Raw genomic sequence first — 16,542 nt, 5'->3', positions numbered from 1 at the left:
TGTATGAAGAGAGTGGATTGAAATAGTTTTTGCATTATTTTTTATCAAAATTACCAAGTCTCTCTTTGTATGAAGAGAGTGGATTGAAATGCTTTAATGGCTGTGGCGCTGGTATACTATTGACGTCTCTCTTTGTATGAAGAGAGTGGATTGAAATTAGCGACATCGGTCGTATGGGATTGGACGTTGCCGGTCTCTCTTTGTATGAAGAGAGTGGATTGAAATCTCAAAGAATATTGATAGAGTGGTGGGTTTCCACGTCTCTCTTTGTATGAAGAGAGTGGATTGAAATCTCATTTTAAAAGTTAATTTTTTACAATAAGCGGTCTCTCTTTGTATGAAGAGAGTGGATTGAAATTACATGTTCAATTATTAATCGAGGCGCTTTTGATGGTCTCTCTTTGTATGAAGAGAGTGGATTGAAATACTCCTTATTTGAAGAAATAAAAACACCCTATTTGTCTCTCTTTGTATGAAGAGAGTGGATTGAAATAATCCAAAAATATCACGGAGAATAGGAACATCAATGTCTCTCTTTGTATGAAGAGAGTGGATTGAAATTTCAATATTTGCAGATGAGCCTTGTGTAGCTCTCGTCTCTCTTTGTATGAAGAGAGTGGATTGAAATAATTGGTTATGAATTTGTTTGGACAGCAGATGTTGGTCTCTCTTTGTATGAAGAGAGTGGATTGAAATTCATGAATGAAGAATTAACAAGAGATGTGTATACGCGTCTCTCTTTGTATGAAGAGAGTGGATTGAAATTTATATAAGCTAACGATATGGGCCATGTAAAAACGTCTCTCTTTGTATGAAGAGAGTGGATTGAAATATACGTACCTTGAGGATCATTATAATGCAGTATTGTCTCTCTTTGTATGAAGAGAGTGGATTGAAATCTCAAAGAATATTGATAGAGTGGTGGGTTTCCACGTCTCTCTTTGTATGAAGAGAGTGGATTGAAATCTCATTTTAAAAGTTAATTTTTTACAATAAGCGGTCTCTCTTTGTATGAAGAGAGTGGATTGAAATTTATATAAGCTAACGATATGGGCCATGTAAAAACGTCTCTCTTTGTATGAAGAGAGTGGATTGAAATATACGTACCTTGAGGATCATTATAACGCAGTATTGTCTCTCTTTGTATGAAGAGAGTGGATTGAAATAAATGCTTCAAACATCATTGAATTTCGATATAAGGTCTCTCTTTGTATGAAGAGAGTGGATTGAAATATTGGAACATTGCAATAGATCATCTTTTGCAGGAGGTCTCTCTTTGTATGAAGAGAGTGGATTGAAATATTGTCATGCAGGTAAATAGGAGTCCAGCCATTGGTCTCTCTTTGTATGAAGAGAGTGGATTGAAATTCTATGCGGCTTGTCCTCCACAGATAATGATTTGTCTCTCTTTGTATGAAGAGAGTGGATTGAAATTGTATCTGTGTAATGATAGCGAATCATTGTGTATCGTCTCTCTTTGTATGAAGAGAGTGGATTGAAATGTAGGAAATATCACAGATGTTTTAGAGTTCGTTGTCTCTCTTTGTATGAAGAGAGTGGATTGAAATATACGTGCGTGCCAACACACCCAAATCTTTACGTGTCTCTCTTTGTATGAAGAGAGTGGATTGAAATTCCAAGGTATTGTTGTAACTTTAAAGCCACTTCGGTCTCTCTTTGTATGAAGAGAGTGGATTGAAATTCCAAGGTATTGTTGTAACTTTAAAGCCACTTCGGTCTCTCTTTGTATGAAGAGAGTGGATTGAAATTTTGATTGATGATGATACCAAGCGGAATGAAATTGTCTCTCTTTGTATGAAGAGAGTGGATTGAAATATCTAATTGATCTCCTAAAACATCTGTACGGAATTGTCTCTCTTTGTATGAAGAGAGTGGATTGAAATTTCCCTTGTATAGCCTGTGCGATTTACATGTGTTAGTCTCTCTTTGTATGAAGAGAGTGGATTGAAATGCTCCAAACTTTAATCAAATGTCATCCCAGCACCATGTCTCTCTTTGTATGAAGAGAGTGGATTGAAATTTTCTGATGGCGTGTTGGCTACTGAAGGCTATCAGTCTCTCTTTGTATGAAGAGAGTGGATTGAAATGCTTAATTTTTAATACGAAAGATTTTTTGATTATGGTCTCTCTTTGTATGAAGAGAGTGGATTGAAATAACTGAAGGAACAATAACTGTCATCGTCTTATCGTCTCTCTTTGTATGAAGAGAGTGGATTGAAATATTATGTATTTCCTCCTTTTAATAAATCTCCTCTGTCTCTCTTTGTCTGAAGAGAGTGGATTGAAATAACTGAAGGAACAATAACTGTCATCGTCTTATCGTCTCTCTCTTTGTATGAAGAGCGTGGATTGAAATATTATGTATTTCCTCCTTTTAATAAATCTCCTCTGTCTCTCTTTGTCTGAAGAGAGTGGATTGAAATAACTGAAGGAACAATAACTGTCATCGTCTTATCGTCTCTCTTTGTATGAAGAGAGTGGATTGAAATATTATGTATTTCCTCCTTTTAATAAATCTCCTCTGTCTCTCTTTGTATGAAGAGAGTGGATTGAAATACAGATCGCGGAGGACTTCCCTTGCAAGTAGCTGTCTCTCTTTGTATGAAGAGAGTGGATTGAAATCCTTGTAAAAGGTGATTCTCTTTGGAAAATTGCTGTCTCTCTTTGTATGAAGAGAGTGGATTGAAATAACAAATTTCATTCGTCATCTCCCCAATCCAAAGCGTCTCTCTTTGTATGAAGAGAGTGGATTGAAATGCTGTTTAGCTCCTCTGTTTAATAGACCCCCACCGTCTCTCTTTGTATGAAGAGAGTGGATTGAAATCATTCGTCATCTCCCCAATCCAAAGCAATCATTGTCTCTCTTTGTATGAAGAGAGTGGATTGAAATTACATAAGTTGGCAGATGGTTCGTTGGTACGCCATGGTCTCTCTTTGTATGAAGAGAGTGGATTGAAATTAAGATTATCTTCCGAGGTATGGATAAGCCAGAGTCTCTCTTTGTATGAAGAGAGTGGATTGAAATAAAATAATAATGAGGAGGTGGGACGGTGAACGAATGTCTCTCTTTGTATGAAGAGAGTGGATTGAAATAGCTTGTCGAAGTGCTGAAACAGATGAAATAGATGTCTCTCTTTGTATGAAGAGAGTGGATTGAAATGAATACAAACGAAATATCCCTATTGACTTATTGTCTCTCTTTGTATGAAGAGAGTGGATTGAAATATTAGTTTCGTATTGAGCGTTAGTGTCATCAAAGTCTCTCTTTGTATGAAGAGAGTGGATTGAAATGTACTCAGCAGGTAAACTTTATGTAAAAGTGAATGGGTCTCTCTTTGTATGAAGAGAGTGGATTGAAATAAAACCAAGGGGCATTGGCTCATGCTGGTGCTTCACGTCTCTCTTTGTATGAAGAGAGTGGATTGAAATATATTGGGAGGAGCAACATTATGAATGAGGATCTAGTCTCTCTTTGTATGAAGAGAGTGGATTGAAATTATAACGATCATTTTAAACGTGTGATGAAACAAGTCTCTCTTTGTATGAAGAGAGTGGATTGAAATAGCACAAGGTACGCACTTAAAACTAGATGGTTTCGGTCTCTCTTTGTATGAAGAGAGTGGATTGAAATCAAGCTAGTAAAATGGCACAGTTCATAGAAGATAGTCTCTCTTTGTATGAAGAGAGTGGATTGAAATCATGTTGGTCTGTACCAAGAAGCATTGTTGTAGCCGTCTCTCTTTGTATGAAGAGAGTGGATTGAAATAAGAATGGAAATCACAAGGTAATAAGTACGACTATGTCTCTCTTTGTATGAAGAGAGTGGATTGAAATAGGATTACGTTTGCTGAGTTTACATCTGGTACTGTCTCTCTTTGTATGAAGAGAGTGGATTGAAATCCATGAAGCACCAAACAAGACACCGAACAAAAGTTCGTCTCTCTTTGTATGAAGAGAGTGGATTGAAATCTTTATGGGAAAAGGGTGTTGAGGGTGCTTATTGTCTCTCTTTGTATGAAGAGAGTGGATTGAAATCCGTTTAGTATCCCGTGGGACGTTAAACGGTACATGTCTCTCTTTGTATGAAGAGAGTGGATTGAAATATTATTTTTTTGTAACCGTCACTGTCCTCTAGCAGTCTCTCTTTGTATGAAGAGAGTGGATTGAAATAAGAAAGGAAGTGAGTGAGAATGAAGTTTAATTAGTCTCTCTTTGTATGAAGAGAGTGGATTGAAATTTGATAAAACAGGAAAATTTAAATTGTGACAAACCGTCTCTCTTTGTATGAAGAGAGTGGATTGAAATTTGATAAAACAGGAAAATTTAAATTGTGACAAACCGTCTCTCTTTGTATGAAGAGAGTGGATTGAAATTGGCGTAACACTTTGTTGTACTTGACCTTGAGATTGTCTCTCTTTGTATGAAGAGAGTGGATTGAAATTTCGATGTTATCAGGATGTGTACCCTGATATAAAGTCTCTCTTTGTATGAAGAGAGTGGATTGAAATCACTGAGATAAATCGGCGTCTTAATTTCGATTGTGTCTCTCTTTGTATGAAGAGAGTGGATTGAAATACAGGACATTGTTCAAAAAGTAAAAGAGGTTATAGTCTCTCTTTGTATGAAGAGAGTGGGTTGAAATATGATTGTACTTGGTCTTTATGGCTTAGTGGAATTATCTCTCTTTATACATGAAGAGAGGATCATAACCATGCGTCAGCTTGTTGGTTGTATTTGGTCCGAAAGCTCTCCTTTAGGATAAGGGGAGGCCTGTTCTTAGATTTTTGTAATAGATGAAAGCCGCCACCGATCAGGTATTGGGATAAAGATTCCCAATGCCTTTTTTCGTTGTCGCCCTAAATCTATTGTCGAATTTCTCCAAAAACGAATTTCTCTATCGTTTCTTAGCATACTCTGATTCACGCTGGAATAGATTGTTGTAGTGCATGAATTCATCAACTTAAGAAGCTAGAGATGGAAGACCAAATATGAGTGCTAGGAACTAGAAGGAGACCTTTATATCTTGTGAAATGGAAGGAGAATCAAATGACTGAATATCATCAACAATCAGCTACGGAAGTCATGAAGATATTGAATGTCACCACGCAAGGCTTAAATGATGATGACGCTCAACGAAGACAACAGATCTATGGCTATAATGTGTTAGAGGAAGGGAAAAAAACAAGTACATGGGCTGTTTTTATAGGCCAATTTAAAGATTTATTGGTCATTATTTTACTTGTCGCTGCCTTTGTCTCCTTTCTATTAGGAGAAGTAGAAAGCACCATTGTGATTATGATTGTTGTGATTTTAAATGCGATCTTAGGCACGGTGCAACATGTCAAGGCAGAGCAATCTTTAGACAATCTAAAAGCTTTGACTTCACCTATCGCCAAGGTCATGCGCAACAATCAGCTAATCGAGCTTCCCTCTGAAGAAATTGTCGTAGGGGATTTACTGGTGCTAGAGGCTGGCGATTATATCAATGCCGATGGTAGATTGATTGAAAGCCATAATTTGCATATTAATGAAAGCTCATTAACAGGTGAATCGATTGCTGTGGCAAAAAGTACAGAGCCTATCCATCACAGCAATATAACAATTGCAGATAAGAAAAATATGGTGTATTCAGGAAGCTTTGTCACCAATGGGCGTGGACTTGTACTGGTAACGGCTATTGGTATGCAAACAGAAATTGGAAAAATTGCTCATTTACTTGATACAGCCAAGGAAAAGAAAACGCCCTTACAAATGAATCTTGATCAATTTGGTGAAAAATTAGCATTAGGGATTACATTAATCTGTTTAGCCATTTTTACAATTGATCTTTTTCGAGGACGAGCCTTAGTTGAATCTTTTATGTTTGCCGTATCGTTAGCCGTTGCTGCGATTCCAGAGGCTTTAAGTTCCATTGTAACGATTGTGCTAGCGTTTGGCACACAGAAAATGGCTAAGGAAAATGCCATTATTCGCAAGCTCTATGCGGTTGAAAGCTTAGGCAGTGTTTCTGTTATTTGCTCCGATAAAACAGGGACATTGACGGAAAATAAAATGGTGGTACAAGAGGTTTTTGTGGATCAAAAAAAGATTCCATATGATTGGTTAAATCCAACGAATACAGTGGAAAAAGAGCTGATGGTAAAGGCACTGTTATGTAGTGATGCTGTTGAGCGTGATCAGAAAGAAATCGGTGACCCTACGGAAATTGCCCTTGTGAAATTAGGGAAACAATACGGTTTGGATGAAATACAGATACGAGCGCAGTATCCTAGACAGGCTGAAGTTCCTTTTGACTCTGAAAGAAAGCTGATGAGTACAGTGAATCAGATGGACAAGCAATCCATTATGATTACGAAGGGTGCACTAGATGTCCTTTTGTCTAAAGTAACAAAAATGAAAACATCAACAGGCATTTTTGAAATGACAGCACAGCATCGCCAAAAAATTGAGGCAGTGAATCGTGATTTTTCAAGAAATGGCTTAAGAGTGCTAGCTATTGCCTACAAAGAGGTAGCTCCGCAGCAAATCATCAATAATAGTGCTGAACGGGATTTAATTTTTATTGGCTTAATCGCGATGATGGACCCGCCAAGAAAAGAATCCAAAGCGGCAGTTGCAAGCTGCATCGATGCAGGCATTAAGCCAGTGATGATTACAGGAGATCATAAAATTACAGCAACAGCTATCGCACAACAAATTGGTATTTTACAAGACCCAGCAGAAGCGATTGAAGGACATGCACTTGAGGCTTTAACAGATCGAGAGCTGCAAGAGAAAGTACAGGATTATACGGTCTATGCTCGTGTCACACCTGCACAAAAAATTCGCATTGTTAAAGCATGGCAGGATAAGGGACATGTTGTGGCAATGACAGGCGATGGCGTCAATGATGGACCTGCCCTGAAGCAGGCAGATATTGGTGTGGCAATGGGTGTAACAGGCACAGAGGTTGCAAAGGATGCCTCCTCCATGATTTTAATAGACGATAACTTTTCAACGATTGTCAAGGCAATCGCCAATGGCCGTAGTATTTATACAAATATTAAAAATGCTATTCTGTTCTTATTATCTGGCAATGCAGGTGCTATCTTTGTCGTGTTATATGCAACGGTGTTAGGCTTACCTGTGCCTTTTGCACCTGTCCATCTATTATTCATCAACTTATTAACGGATAGTCTACCAGCCATTGCAATCGGCTTAGAGCCAAATAATAAGAAAACGATGAAGGACAAGCCTCGAAATATTCATACACCTTTATTAAACAAAGCATTTACAACACAGGTGGTGCTTGAAGGGATTTTAATTGCCATTTCAACCATTATTGCTTTTCAAATTGGCTTATCGACAGGGGACACATTAACCGCAAGTACAATGGCCTTTACAACCTTATGTTTATCGAGATTAGTGCATGGCTTTAATTCCCGGTCTAAAGAATCTATATTTGCCATTGGTGTATTTTCCAATAAATATACCTGGCTTGCCTTTTTAATCGGTGTGTTAAGCTTACATGCGGTTTTATTAATGCCAATGCTCACAACAGTCTTTGAGGTTGCCCCATTAACAACAGCACAGCTCGCCTTGATTTATAGCCTATCAGTGTTACCTTTCCTAGTAAATCAGTGGTACAAGCTATTGTTTGTCAGAAGTCGATCATAACTTAAAAAGGAAGCGTCCGTTCTTGAAAACGGACGCTTCTTTTTATTGTGTGGGTGCTAATAGCCAGCCCTTCTTTTGGCTTAGCTCAATTAGCTTCGCTCCCAGAAGTGCATAGCGCATATGAAGCTCACAATATTTGGTAAGGTGCTTCTTCTTAGTGGCCATTTCCAAAGCTTGGCTGACAGCAATCACAGAAGCGGCAATATTCATGGATAAAATAGCACTAATATCACTATCATGAATGATTGTTTTACCCCGAATATCCGTTAGCTTGATTTTACTAGCTGTCAGCGATGCGGTGGGGGCAAGCACACCACTGTCCTGCAATAATAATGTGAGCTGTTTATTGTCCTCTTTTAAGCATTGTATAAATTCTAAAATTACCATCTTTAAATTTTTATCGCGCGTATGCTGAAAAAAAGCATGGCTTGAAGCGATATAGCCATGATTCACACTAAGTTGTGACCAAAGCTTAAAAATCTCCTGAAATGGTAATGATGCTAGATTTTCTTTTAGCATTGTAACACTTCCTCATCCTTTGTTAATTTACAAGTAGGATGGGACATTCCATAAAATTCTATTCATAATTTTCATAAAATGGTGGATTTTATAAAAATTACTGCCTCTATTTACGACCTTTAGTTCTATTTATAGGGAGAAGTTATCGAGATGAGAGCATAGTTCATAAAAGCAATGCAACGCTATCAAATAATTTACATGAATATATAGCACTTAATCAGAGTCTGAGGTGATATGAGTGCTTTTATACAAACATCTCGTAATTATTAGGAAGCTGGAACAGCCAGACAGTAAAAGCCTCCTCATTCATTTGAGGGTAACTAAAAAATAAATGATCAGACAAAAGCTTCTCCTCTTACTTTTATAAATATTCCTTTTGAAATAATAATTGACAATTAATTCTATATAAAATAATGTATGAATGTATAGAAGGTTTAAAATATTTAGAATAATGGGGATTACACTTAATCTGAATTTTAAAATTATTTTATAGGCGGGGAACAACATATGCTTGAAAGAAAACATTTGCAAACTTTAGAAGGCTATGTATCAGGGTTTCAACCTACCTGGAACAATGACCTTATCAAATTAAATTCAAATGAAAATCCATATCCACCATCTCCTAAAATTAAGGATTATTTTAAGGATTTTAATTTTGATCAATTAAGGTTCTATCCTAATGCGAAAAGTGATTCACTTCGAGAATGCATTGCAAACATTTATGATATTGATGTAGAAAATATTTTTTGTGGGAATGGATCAGATGAAATCATTTCTTTACTATTTAGGGGTTTTTTTGAGGAAAATAGCTCAGTAATAATACCGTATCCTACTTATACGCTATATGAAACAGTTGCTAAAATTCACGATGTAAATACTATATGTATTGATACTGAAGAAGATTTTTCAATTGATGTTGATAAAATATTGAGTAGTTCAAAAAAAGCAGCAGGTATAGTTATTGTAAATCCCAATGCACCTACTGGTATCTTATTGTCTGTGGAAAAAATAAAATTTATACTAAATCAATTTAAAGGACTGGTCATTTTAGATGAAGCATATATAGACTTTGCAGACGAAAATTCATCTTGCTTACAGCTAATAAAAACGTATCCTAATCTGATTGTGCTTCGAACTCTCTCTAAATCTTATTCATTGTGTGGTATAAGGCTTGGTTACTGCTTTGCCTCCAAAGATATCATATCCATTCTTGATAAAATTAAAGACTCCTATAACATTAATACGATTACACAATTACTAGCAGAAGAAGGGCTAAAGGATAGAGCGTATTTTAATCATAATCTCGAAAAAGTGAAAAGCACCAGAACAAGATTAGGACATGAATTGGTTAATTTAGGCTTTGATATTTATGGTCAAAATGCAAACTTTTTATTATGTAAACCGAACAATGGCTTAGAGGCAAAAGCTATTTACGATTATTTGGCTGAGCCAAATATATTTATTAGATATTTCGATCAACCAAGATTGGCAGATAAATTAAGAATAAGTATAGGCACGGAAAAAGAAATAGATATATTATTGATTAATTTACATAAATTAGTGCGTGAAAAAGGAATGTCATTTGAGTCTAGTGTCTGAGACAATCGTAAGTTTGAATGATAAAAATAAGCCGTATATGACGATTTTTTCAATCGAATATACGGCTTATTCTTTTATTTAGTACCTTATTGTCTGGATTATTTTATAATAAAACCTATATTCATTTTAAAAGGCGTTATTGATTGGAGCAACGTTAATGTGGCATCTATAAAAGACATATTTATATGAATGTCTATAGCGGAGCTCTACTTTTTTAATGCCCCTTGTTTAACATAAACAAATGCTAAGAGCAGTGACAAACATCATTTTACCGTAAGGACAGATGCTCTTAGAAAATTTACCTTGACAGAATGGAAGTCAACGCTAGCTAAGGTAAAGAGCCTGAACTCCTTAAAAATAGCTAAAAATTACCACTTCTATTTTAGATCGTATGTTCGTATAATAGGTGTACAAACGTTTGTTCTTAAATATGGAAGTGGAAAGGAGTCATCGAGATGAGAGAAGCATTAATAAAAGCGATGCAGCGTCATCAAATAGTGAATATTATGTATCTTGCTCAATCAGGGATTATTACGAAAAGGCGTGTAAAAATTACCAAAATAACAGGAGATTCTTTTACGGCCTTTTGCTTTACACGGTCTGCGAAGCGTACATTTAAAATTCATAATGTTTTGGCAGTTCTTCCTATTTTACAGCGAGAGTCAGGGATTATATGAATACGAAAGATTTTCCCCATAAAGATATTTTATGTATTGATATGAAGTGTTTCTATGCAAGCTGTATCGCTATGCTAGAGGGATTGGATGTATTAAAAGAGCCCATTGCCATTATTGGGAATCTGGAACACCCAGGCAGTATTGTGCTAGCTGCTTCACCAATAATGAAAGAAAAATTTCATATTCAAACAGGTAATAGGCGCTATGAAATTCCAAGGCATCCAGCTATTAAGTTATTTGAACCAAAAATGACCTTTTTTTTGGAAATGTCGATGGCGATTACACGCTTAATTGCCCAGTTTGTTCCTCCTGAGGCGATCTATGTGTATAGTGTGGATGAAAGCTTTGTTGATATTACAGGAACCAAGCAGCTTTGGGGCTCACCTGAGCATGTCGCAATAATGATACGGGAGGCCATTTATGAACAATTTCGCATTCCAGCTATGATTGGGATGGGCCCGAATATGCTAATGGCTAAATTAGCATTAGATTTAGAAGCAAAACAATCAGGCTTTGCGAAATGGACCTATGCAGATGTGCCAACTAAGCTTTGGCCAGTAAAGCCATTATCTAAGATGTGGGGGATTGGCAAGCAGGTGGAGACACATTTAAACACAATGGGTATTCAAACAGTTGGTGAATTAGCTCATGCAGATCGATCTGTATTAGAAAAACGCTTTGGTGTGATGGGTAGCCAATATTATAATCATGCCTGGGGACTTGATTTTTCTATATTAGAGGAATCATTTGCAACAGATGCTGCATTAAGCTTTAGCAAAGGTCAAACACTAGGAAAGGGCTATTATACCCGTAAAGCTATTGCTGTTGTACTACTGGAAATGTGTGAGGATGTGATGCGTCGTACAAGGGAAGCTGGGTATGTTGGGTGTACGATTAGTCTAGGGCTTTCCTACTGCCATCATACGCAAACAAAAGGCTTTCATCGCTCGCTCACCATTGAGGAACCTACAAATGAAACGATGGTGATGTATAAAGCCTGCTTGGCTTTGCTTGATCAATATTTTATCGGGGAGCCTATACGTCAATTATCTGTAAGATTGACAAACATGGAACCCGAATGCAGTATGCAGCTAGATTTATTGGATGAACGGAAGGAACAACGGCGGGCAGTTGGTCATGTAATGGATGCGATTCGTAGCAAGCATGGGGCTACAGCTATATTACGAGCAGCATCCTACACAAAGGCAGGTACAGCAGTAGCACGCAATCGTTTAGTTGGTGGGCATTTAGCATAAGGAGTGAACAAAGTATGAAAGATAGAGGCATGGTAAAATGGACAGCAATGATGCTACCAGAACATCAAATGCTATTGAAAATATGGCGACAGGAGCGCTTGATGGAGCCACAACGTGAACGTGCGGAGTGGGAGCTGGAAGAATTACAGCAAACGATAACACGTGCTTTAACGCAGCATCACTACATTCTGTTAACGGTTTGGGAGTATGGTCGCTATAGGCAATGGAGCGGCATCATCCAAGCGATCAATGATAAGGAACTGCTACTAGTAACAGACACTGTCACAAAGTCGATTCCACTCAGTTATATTGATGCGGCGTATATAGAAGGCGATGGAGATGCTTAATCGAGAGCAGCAGCGTTTATTGCATCAGTATTTACTACTGGATTTAGCAGTAAGATCATTGAGACACGATACCATAGTGGCAGAGCATTTTAAAATGAAGCGCATTTTTTTACCCTCTATAGATAGATTATTAAAGCAGTTACACAAAGATTATTTCGATGTCAAGGGTCAGCTTGCTAAACAAAAAATTCGCTTAGTAGGTTGGCATCGGATAGATGACTATTTTAGCGAGGTGCAGATTGCTACTGCAGGCAGCGATGAAGTGCTACGCTATGCTAATCAGGCATTAAAAACGCAAGTAGAGGAGTTAATTCATCATTATTTACACAATTCCTAGTGCTTGTTTTATTTGTAGATTGAGCCTGTAAATACCTACAAATAGAGGGAAAATAAATACTTGTTTATCGAGTCTTTATCCCTCTTTACTCAAGAATTATTTCTGCTTAATTGCCTTTATAGACTTTTGTGGTATTAATTCTTTAGAGGGGACTATATTGAGATTGGAGAGGTAACAATGAAATTTGAGACATTTCATAAAATAAATTCGTTTAAGCCATCTCAAAAAGAAAAAGAATCTATTTTTTTTGAGATGGTGGGTGAAAATAGAAAGGGAAGTATGCATTTTATCGAGGTATTTGATGGGATATCTATCACATTTAACGATTTTGAAGCACAAGATTTTGATGAACAACGTTTTACACATTCCCCGCTACTCTCCATTAACTATTGCTATGAGGGCCGTATAGAATGTGATTCGAAAAAAGGGAAGAGAATTTTTTTAAATCCCCATGAAATTCTTGTGACATTGTTAGATGAAACGTTTGAAGATTTTCATATCCCCTCGAATTTTTTTAAAGGAATCACTTTAACTGTAGATCTTAACAACTTAGGGAGAAGCACAATGGCGGCTTTGGTTACGCATCAAATTGATTTACAAAAAGTGGTGGAAAATATTGCAAGCACTAAATTTTGTGTGATGGATTGTGGTTCAACGCCTATTCGTCATTTATTTCAAGATTTAATGGATAGCCCATTAAAATATGATTTTTCCTATTTAAAAATCAAAATATTAGAAGCGTTGTACATAATTTCCTCATTACCGTTGGAAAAGTATAGCATTATATCTGATTATATAGAGAATAAAAATTATGAAACGATGAAGCAAGTAGCACATTATATTGTCAGTCACTATGATTCATCATTAACATTAAATGATTTATGTAAAGTATTTCAATGCAAGGAATCCTCTTTAAAGAAAAATTTTAAGCTAACGTATGGAATGTCGATTACAGCGTATATACAAAAATGTCGCGTATATCAGGCAAGTCGATTGCTTGCTACAACAGATGATGCTATTTTAACGATTGCGGAAAAGGTGGGCTATAAAAACCCTAGTAAGTTTTCAGAAATTTTTAAGCGAGAAAAAGGAATGACACCATTAAACTATCGAAAACAGCTTAAGCACTAAATGGATTAAAAGTATCCGAATAGAGTAGAAGATAAAAATTGAATATGTTAATTTTTAATACAATTGATAATGATTATCAGTTGTATTTTTTTTGAGGAGGACATTCAAATGAACGGAAACTGGCTAGTGTATACATGGCAGTTTACAGAAAATAATCGTCCCTAAGTAATTACAGCAATAGGGCTTGGAATTGTTAGTATGTTTGCTGGCATTATCCCTTACTTTGGGGTTTTTAACATCCTAGATTGTTTCTTTCATGAAACAGTGACAATTCAACTTATTTTATTTTGGGGCCACTGTCAGTATAGCAGGCTTTGTGGCGAAACATATTCTTTTTGGCTTTGCAATGACGGTTGTTCATGATGCAGCCTATACAGTTTTAGAAAACATTTGCTTACGTTTAACTTCAAAAATGACAAAGCTACCTTTAGGCAAGATAGTAAATGAGTGTATTGGTAAATTAAAAAATTTAGTCATTGATCAGGTTGAAACGATTGAATTACCTTTATCGCCTTTCACTATTTTTGTTTACTTATTTATGATTGATTGGAGAATGGCGATGATCTCACTCATTACCTTGCCATTTGCATTGCTACCATTTCTAGTTGCTCTAAAATCTTTGAATAAAAATTATGGTCCTTATTATGGAGGCCAATAATTATGTAAATAGTGTGCGAGTAGAATACTCAGAAGGATTAGAGGTTATCAAAACATTCAATCAAACCAGTCATTTCTATACGAAGTTTGAACTAGCTGTAGTAAATTTTAGGGAGTATACGATGAATTGGTTTAATAGCTTGGTTAAAACATTAAGCTTGATTTTCGCTATTTTGCCGTCATTATTAATCGGAACCTTACCGTTAGGCTTGTATTTATATACAACAGGTGAGCTTACACCAACCGAGTATATTTTATGTCTTCTCCTTTCAATAGATATTATAGAGCCGCTTGCAACATTTACAAATAATGTAAAAAATCCGATACGCTGTAGATATTGTTCAGCAATTTTTAATACTTGAAGAATTACTGAATGTCACGCAATCCGTCTCACTGTCAGAATCACTAGCTATTGAATTAAAAAATGTATCTTTTCAATATAGTCAGGATGCGCCAGTTGTATTAAAGAACATTCATTTAGCGATTCCAGAAGGGCAATTTATAGCTTTTGTTGGACCATCAGGATCTGGTAAATCAACGATCTGTCACTTAATAGCACGATTTTATGATGTGCAGCAAGGAGGCATCTTCATTGGACAGCAACCAATTAAGGAGATGACCACAGATTCGCTATTAAGTCATATTAGTATTGTGTTTCAAAACGTCTATTTATTTAATGACACAATCATCAATAATATTCGTTTTGGGAAGCCAGACGCAACAGATGAGGAAGGTATATGAAGCGGCTCGAAAAGCGCAATGTCAGAGCTTTATTATGGCTATCATACGCAGGTCGGAGAAGCAGGAGCTATATTATCAGGAGGTGAAAAGCAGCGAATTTCCATTGCTCGTTCTATTGTGAAGGATGCACCAATTGTTATTTTAGATAAGGCAACAGCCAGCATGGATCAGAAAATGAACATCTCATTCAAGCAGCTATTAATGAATTAGTGGCTGGAAAAACATTAATTGTGATTGCCCATCGTTTAAAAACAATTGAACATGCAGACCAAATTCTAGTATTAGCCAATGGAAAGCTTGTTCAAAAGGGTACACATCAGGAATTAATCAATGAAATCGGAACGTATAAAAAGTTAATGGACTGTCGTAAGGAAATTGAAGCTTGGACAATTTAGCCCAGTGGTGAAATGTCAACCATAAAAAACATCAAAATTGGAAATTCCTAAGTGCGAAAGCTTATTCATCGCCACTTTAAGGCGCACTCAAATAAACCTCACGTTTTCCAACTTAAAAAGTTAAAAAATGGAAGTTGCAAATTAACTAAAGAAAAGCGAGAAAGTGTTCGTTATTCTCTCCTTTCTTCTTTGGGCGTGTACAGCTGTTTCGTGCGTAGTAGCGAATGCACGAGCCGTACAAGTTTTCTAGCGGTTAAGACGAGAGCGCGTTTGTGTTGATGCTTGGTTACTTCTTGATATTTCTTTTGATAAAAGGCTTTATATTCGGTGTCATGTTTTCGTATGGCGTCTGAAGCTTGTACAAGATAATAGCGTAAATACTTATTGCCGGTTCGCATACGGCTGGTATCCTCGGCTTCATACTCGCCTGACTGATACTGTGTCCATACGAAACCTGCGTATTTCGCTAAAGCGTGGTGATCATCAAAACGATGAATATCCCCAATCTCTGCGATTAAACCCGCTGCGTACACGGGACCGATGCCTTTTACCGAAGTTAATGTTTGTGGAATACCTTTCATCATGCGTTCGATTTCCTTATCTAACCGCTTTACTTGGGTTTCCATGTGTTGAATGGTGCTTAAAATCACGGATAAAGAAAGATTAACCGGATCGGCCATTATTTTATCTAAACGGTACGAATTACGAGCGAGCTGCTTGAGATATTTCGCCATCTCCTCAGGCTCCGCAAAACGGTTTTTACCTTTTTCTTGTAGGAACTCGACCAGCTCCTCCAAAGGCATTTCAGCGATGATACCAGGGTCCAGTTCTTCAATGACGGCGATGCTTGTCGCACCGAATGTATCAGAGAACGGATTATCTTGGCGTAAGCCGCTAAATTTTAAGTACAGTTGATTTAACATGTATGTTTTATTACGCGCAATTTCATGAACTAAATGGAAGCGCGTACGTGTTAAACGACGCAGGGCATCGTAAATTAAGGTTTCTTGCATTTCATGTGGCAATCGTCCAAAGCGTAGATGATCCGCAATAACCCAGGCGTCTACTTTGTCGTTCTTCGGTAATGTATCGTAGCCCTTTTTAAAGCGAGCTACTTTACGCGCGTTGAGCATATAAATCGCTGTTTGAAGATGGGGTAAGACTTTTTTACATTGTGCTTTTAAGTAATGGGCAAGGTGCCAACTA

The 16,542-nt window shown here is 36.9% G+C and carries 12 protein-coding genes, 1 pseudogene and 1 CRISPR repeat array; of the genes and pseudogenes, 11 read left to right on the top strand and 2 right to left on the bottom strand.

Annotated features, from left to right (window positions below):
• Positions 1 to 57: 57 nt before the first annotated feature.
• Positions 58 to 4,663: direct repeats of the CRISPR family, unit length 33 nt; unit sequence GTCTCTCTTTGTATGAAGAGAGTGGATTGAAAT.
• Between the two features lie 404 nt (positions 4,664 to 5,067).
• Positions 5,068 to 7,677, top strand: coding sequence for a cation-translocating P-type ATPase (locus ADM90_RS14915; RefSeq protein WP_053995757.1), 2,610 nt, complete (start codon positions 5,068 to 5,070; stop codon positions 7,675 to 7,677).
• A 42-nt stretch (positions 7,678 to 7,719) separates the two neighbouring features.
• Here ADM90_RS14915 and ADM90_RS14910 read toward each other — a convergent pair whose 3' ends face one another.
• Positions 7,720 to 8,196, bottom strand: coding sequence for a DUF3231 family protein (locus tag ADM90_RS14910; protein ID WP_053995756.1), 477 nt, complete (start codon positions 8,194 to 8,196; stop codon positions 7,720 to 7,722).
• A gap of 507 nt (positions 8,197 to 8,703) precedes the next feature.
• Here ADM90_RS14910 and hisC point away from each other — a divergent pair.
• From hisC to ADM90_RS25150, 10 genes and pseudogenes are all read left to right on the top strand, one after another.
• Positions 8,704 to 9,795, top strand: coding sequence for a histidinol-phosphate transaminase (gene hisC, locus ADM90_RS14905; protein ID WP_053995755.1), 1,092 nt, complete (start codon positions 8,704 to 8,706; stop codon positions 9,793 to 9,795).
• A gap of 455 nt (positions 9,796 to 10,250) precedes the next feature.
• On the top strand, positions 10,251 to 10,472 hold the full coding sequence (locus tag ADM90_RS14900; protein WP_053995754.1) for a transcriptional regulator: 222 nt from the start codon (positions 10,251 to 10,253) through the stop codon (positions 10,470 to 10,472).
• Complete coding sequence (locus tag ADM90_RS14895; protein WP_053995753.1) at positions 10,469 to 11,728, top strand: Y-family DNA polymerase; 1,260 nt, start codon at positions 10,469 to 10,471, stop codon at positions 11,726 to 11,728. Before ADM90_RS14900 ends, ADM90_RS14895 begins: the two co-directional genes overlap by 4 nt.
• Positions 11,729 to 11,742: 14 nt before the next feature.
• Entirely contained in the window at positions 11,743 to 12,075 is a 333-nt protein-coding gene (locus tag ADM90_RS14890; RefSeq protein ID WP_053995752.1) for a YolD-like family protein, read from the top strand.
• Positions 12,068 to 12,412 carry a hypothetical protein gene (locus ADM90_RS14885; protein ID WP_053995751.1) on the top strand — a complete coding sequence of 115 codons (345 nt, stop codon included), beginning with the start codon at positions 12,068 to 12,070 and terminating at the stop codon, positions 12,410 to 12,412. The genes ADM90_RS14890 and ADM90_RS14885 overlap by 8 nt, the downstream gene beginning before the upstream one ends.
• 177 nt (positions 12,413 to 12,589) lie before the next feature.
• The gene (locus ADM90_RS14880; protein WP_053995750.1) at positions 12,590 to 13,543 is read left to right on the top strand and encodes a helix-turn-helix domain-containing protein; all 954 of its coding nucleotides are present in this window, start codon (positions 12,590 to 12,592) and stop codon (positions 13,541 to 13,543) included.
• 316 nt (positions 13,544 to 13,859) lie between these two features.
• Entirely contained in the window at positions 13,860 to 14,201 is a 342-nt protein-coding gene (locus ADM90_RS14875; RefSeq protein WP_053995749.1) for an ABC transporter ATP-binding protein, read from the top strand.
• Between the two features lie 121 nt (positions 14,202 to 14,322).
• The gene (locus tag ADM90_RS24545) at positions 14,323 to 14,562 is read left to right on the top strand and encodes a hypothetical protein (protein WP_161804082.1); all 240 of its coding nucleotides are present in this window, start codon (positions 14,323 to 14,325) and stop codon (positions 14,560 to 14,562) included.
• Positions 14,519 to 15,151, top strand: a pseudogene (locus tag ADM90_RS25155) (ATP-binding cassette domain-containing protein). The gene ADM90_RS24545 and the pseudogene ADM90_RS25155 overlap by 44 nt, the downstream one beginning before the upstream one ends.
• Entirely contained in the window at positions 15,151 to 15,336 is a 186-nt protein-coding gene (locus tag ADM90_RS25150) for a hypothetical protein (protein ID WP_053995746.1), read from the top strand. The pseudogene ADM90_RS25155 and the gene ADM90_RS25150 overlap by 1 nt, the downstream one beginning before the upstream one ends.
• Positions 15,337 to 15,506: 170 nt before the next feature.
• On the opposite strand, the gene ADM90_RS14855 is transcribed toward ADM90_RS25150, so the two are convergent.
• Positions 15,507 to 16,542, bottom strand: a 1,036-nt coding sequence (locus ADM90_RS14855; RefSeq protein ID WP_053995745.1) for an IS110 family RNA-guided transposase, incomplete at its 5' end; no start/stop codon positions are given.

It is taken from the genome of Lysinibacillus macroides, from assembly GCF_001281525.1.
GTDB classification, from domain to species: domain Bacteria; phylum Bacillota; class Bacilli; order Bacillales_A; family Planococcaceae; genus Lysinibacillus; species Lysinibacillus macroides.
Note: the sequence above shows the minus strand (reverse complement) of the source record. Positions and strands in the feature narration are given on the sequence as shown.

What these genes read in the sequence shown, in the direction of transcription:
- ADM90_RS14900 (WP_053995754.1), top strand. Translation starts at nt 10,251, where the DNA reads ATGAGAGAAGCATTAATAAAAGCGATGCAGCGTCATCAAATAGTGAAT.
- ADM90_RS14895 (WP_053995753.1), top strand. Translation starts at nt 10,469, where the DNA reads ATGAATACGAAAGATTTTCCCCATAAAGATATTTTATGTATTGATATG.
- ADM90_RS14910 (WP_053995756.1), bottom strand. Translation starts at nt 8,196, where the DNA reads ATGCTAAAAGAAAATCTAGCATCATTACCATTTCAGGAGATTTTTAAG.
- ADM90_RS24545 (WP_161804082.1), top strand. Translation starts at nt 14,323, where the DNA reads ATGAATTGGTTTAATAGCTTGGTTAAAACATTAAGCTTGATTTTCGCT.
- ADM90_RS14880 (WP_053995750.1), top strand. Translation starts at nt 12,590, where the DNA reads ATGAAATTTGAGACATTTCATAAAATAAATTCGTTTAAGCCATCTCAA.
- ADM90_RS14890 (WP_053995752.1), top strand. Translation starts at nt 11,743, where the DNA reads ATGAAAGATAGAGGCATGGTAAAATGGACAGCAATGATGCTACCAGAA.
- hisC (WP_053995755.1), top strand. Translation starts at nt 8,704, where the DNA reads ATGCTTGAAAGAAAACATTTGCAAACTTTAGAAGGCTATGTATCAGGG.
- ADM90_RS14915 (WP_053995757.1), top strand. Translation starts at nt 5,068, where the DNA reads ATGACTGAATATCATCAACAATCAGCTACGGAAGTCATGAAGATATTG.
- ADM90_RS14885 (WP_053995751.1), top strand. Translation starts at nt 12,068, where the DNA reads ATGCTTAATCGAGAGCAGCAGCGTTTATTGCATCAGTATTTACTACTG.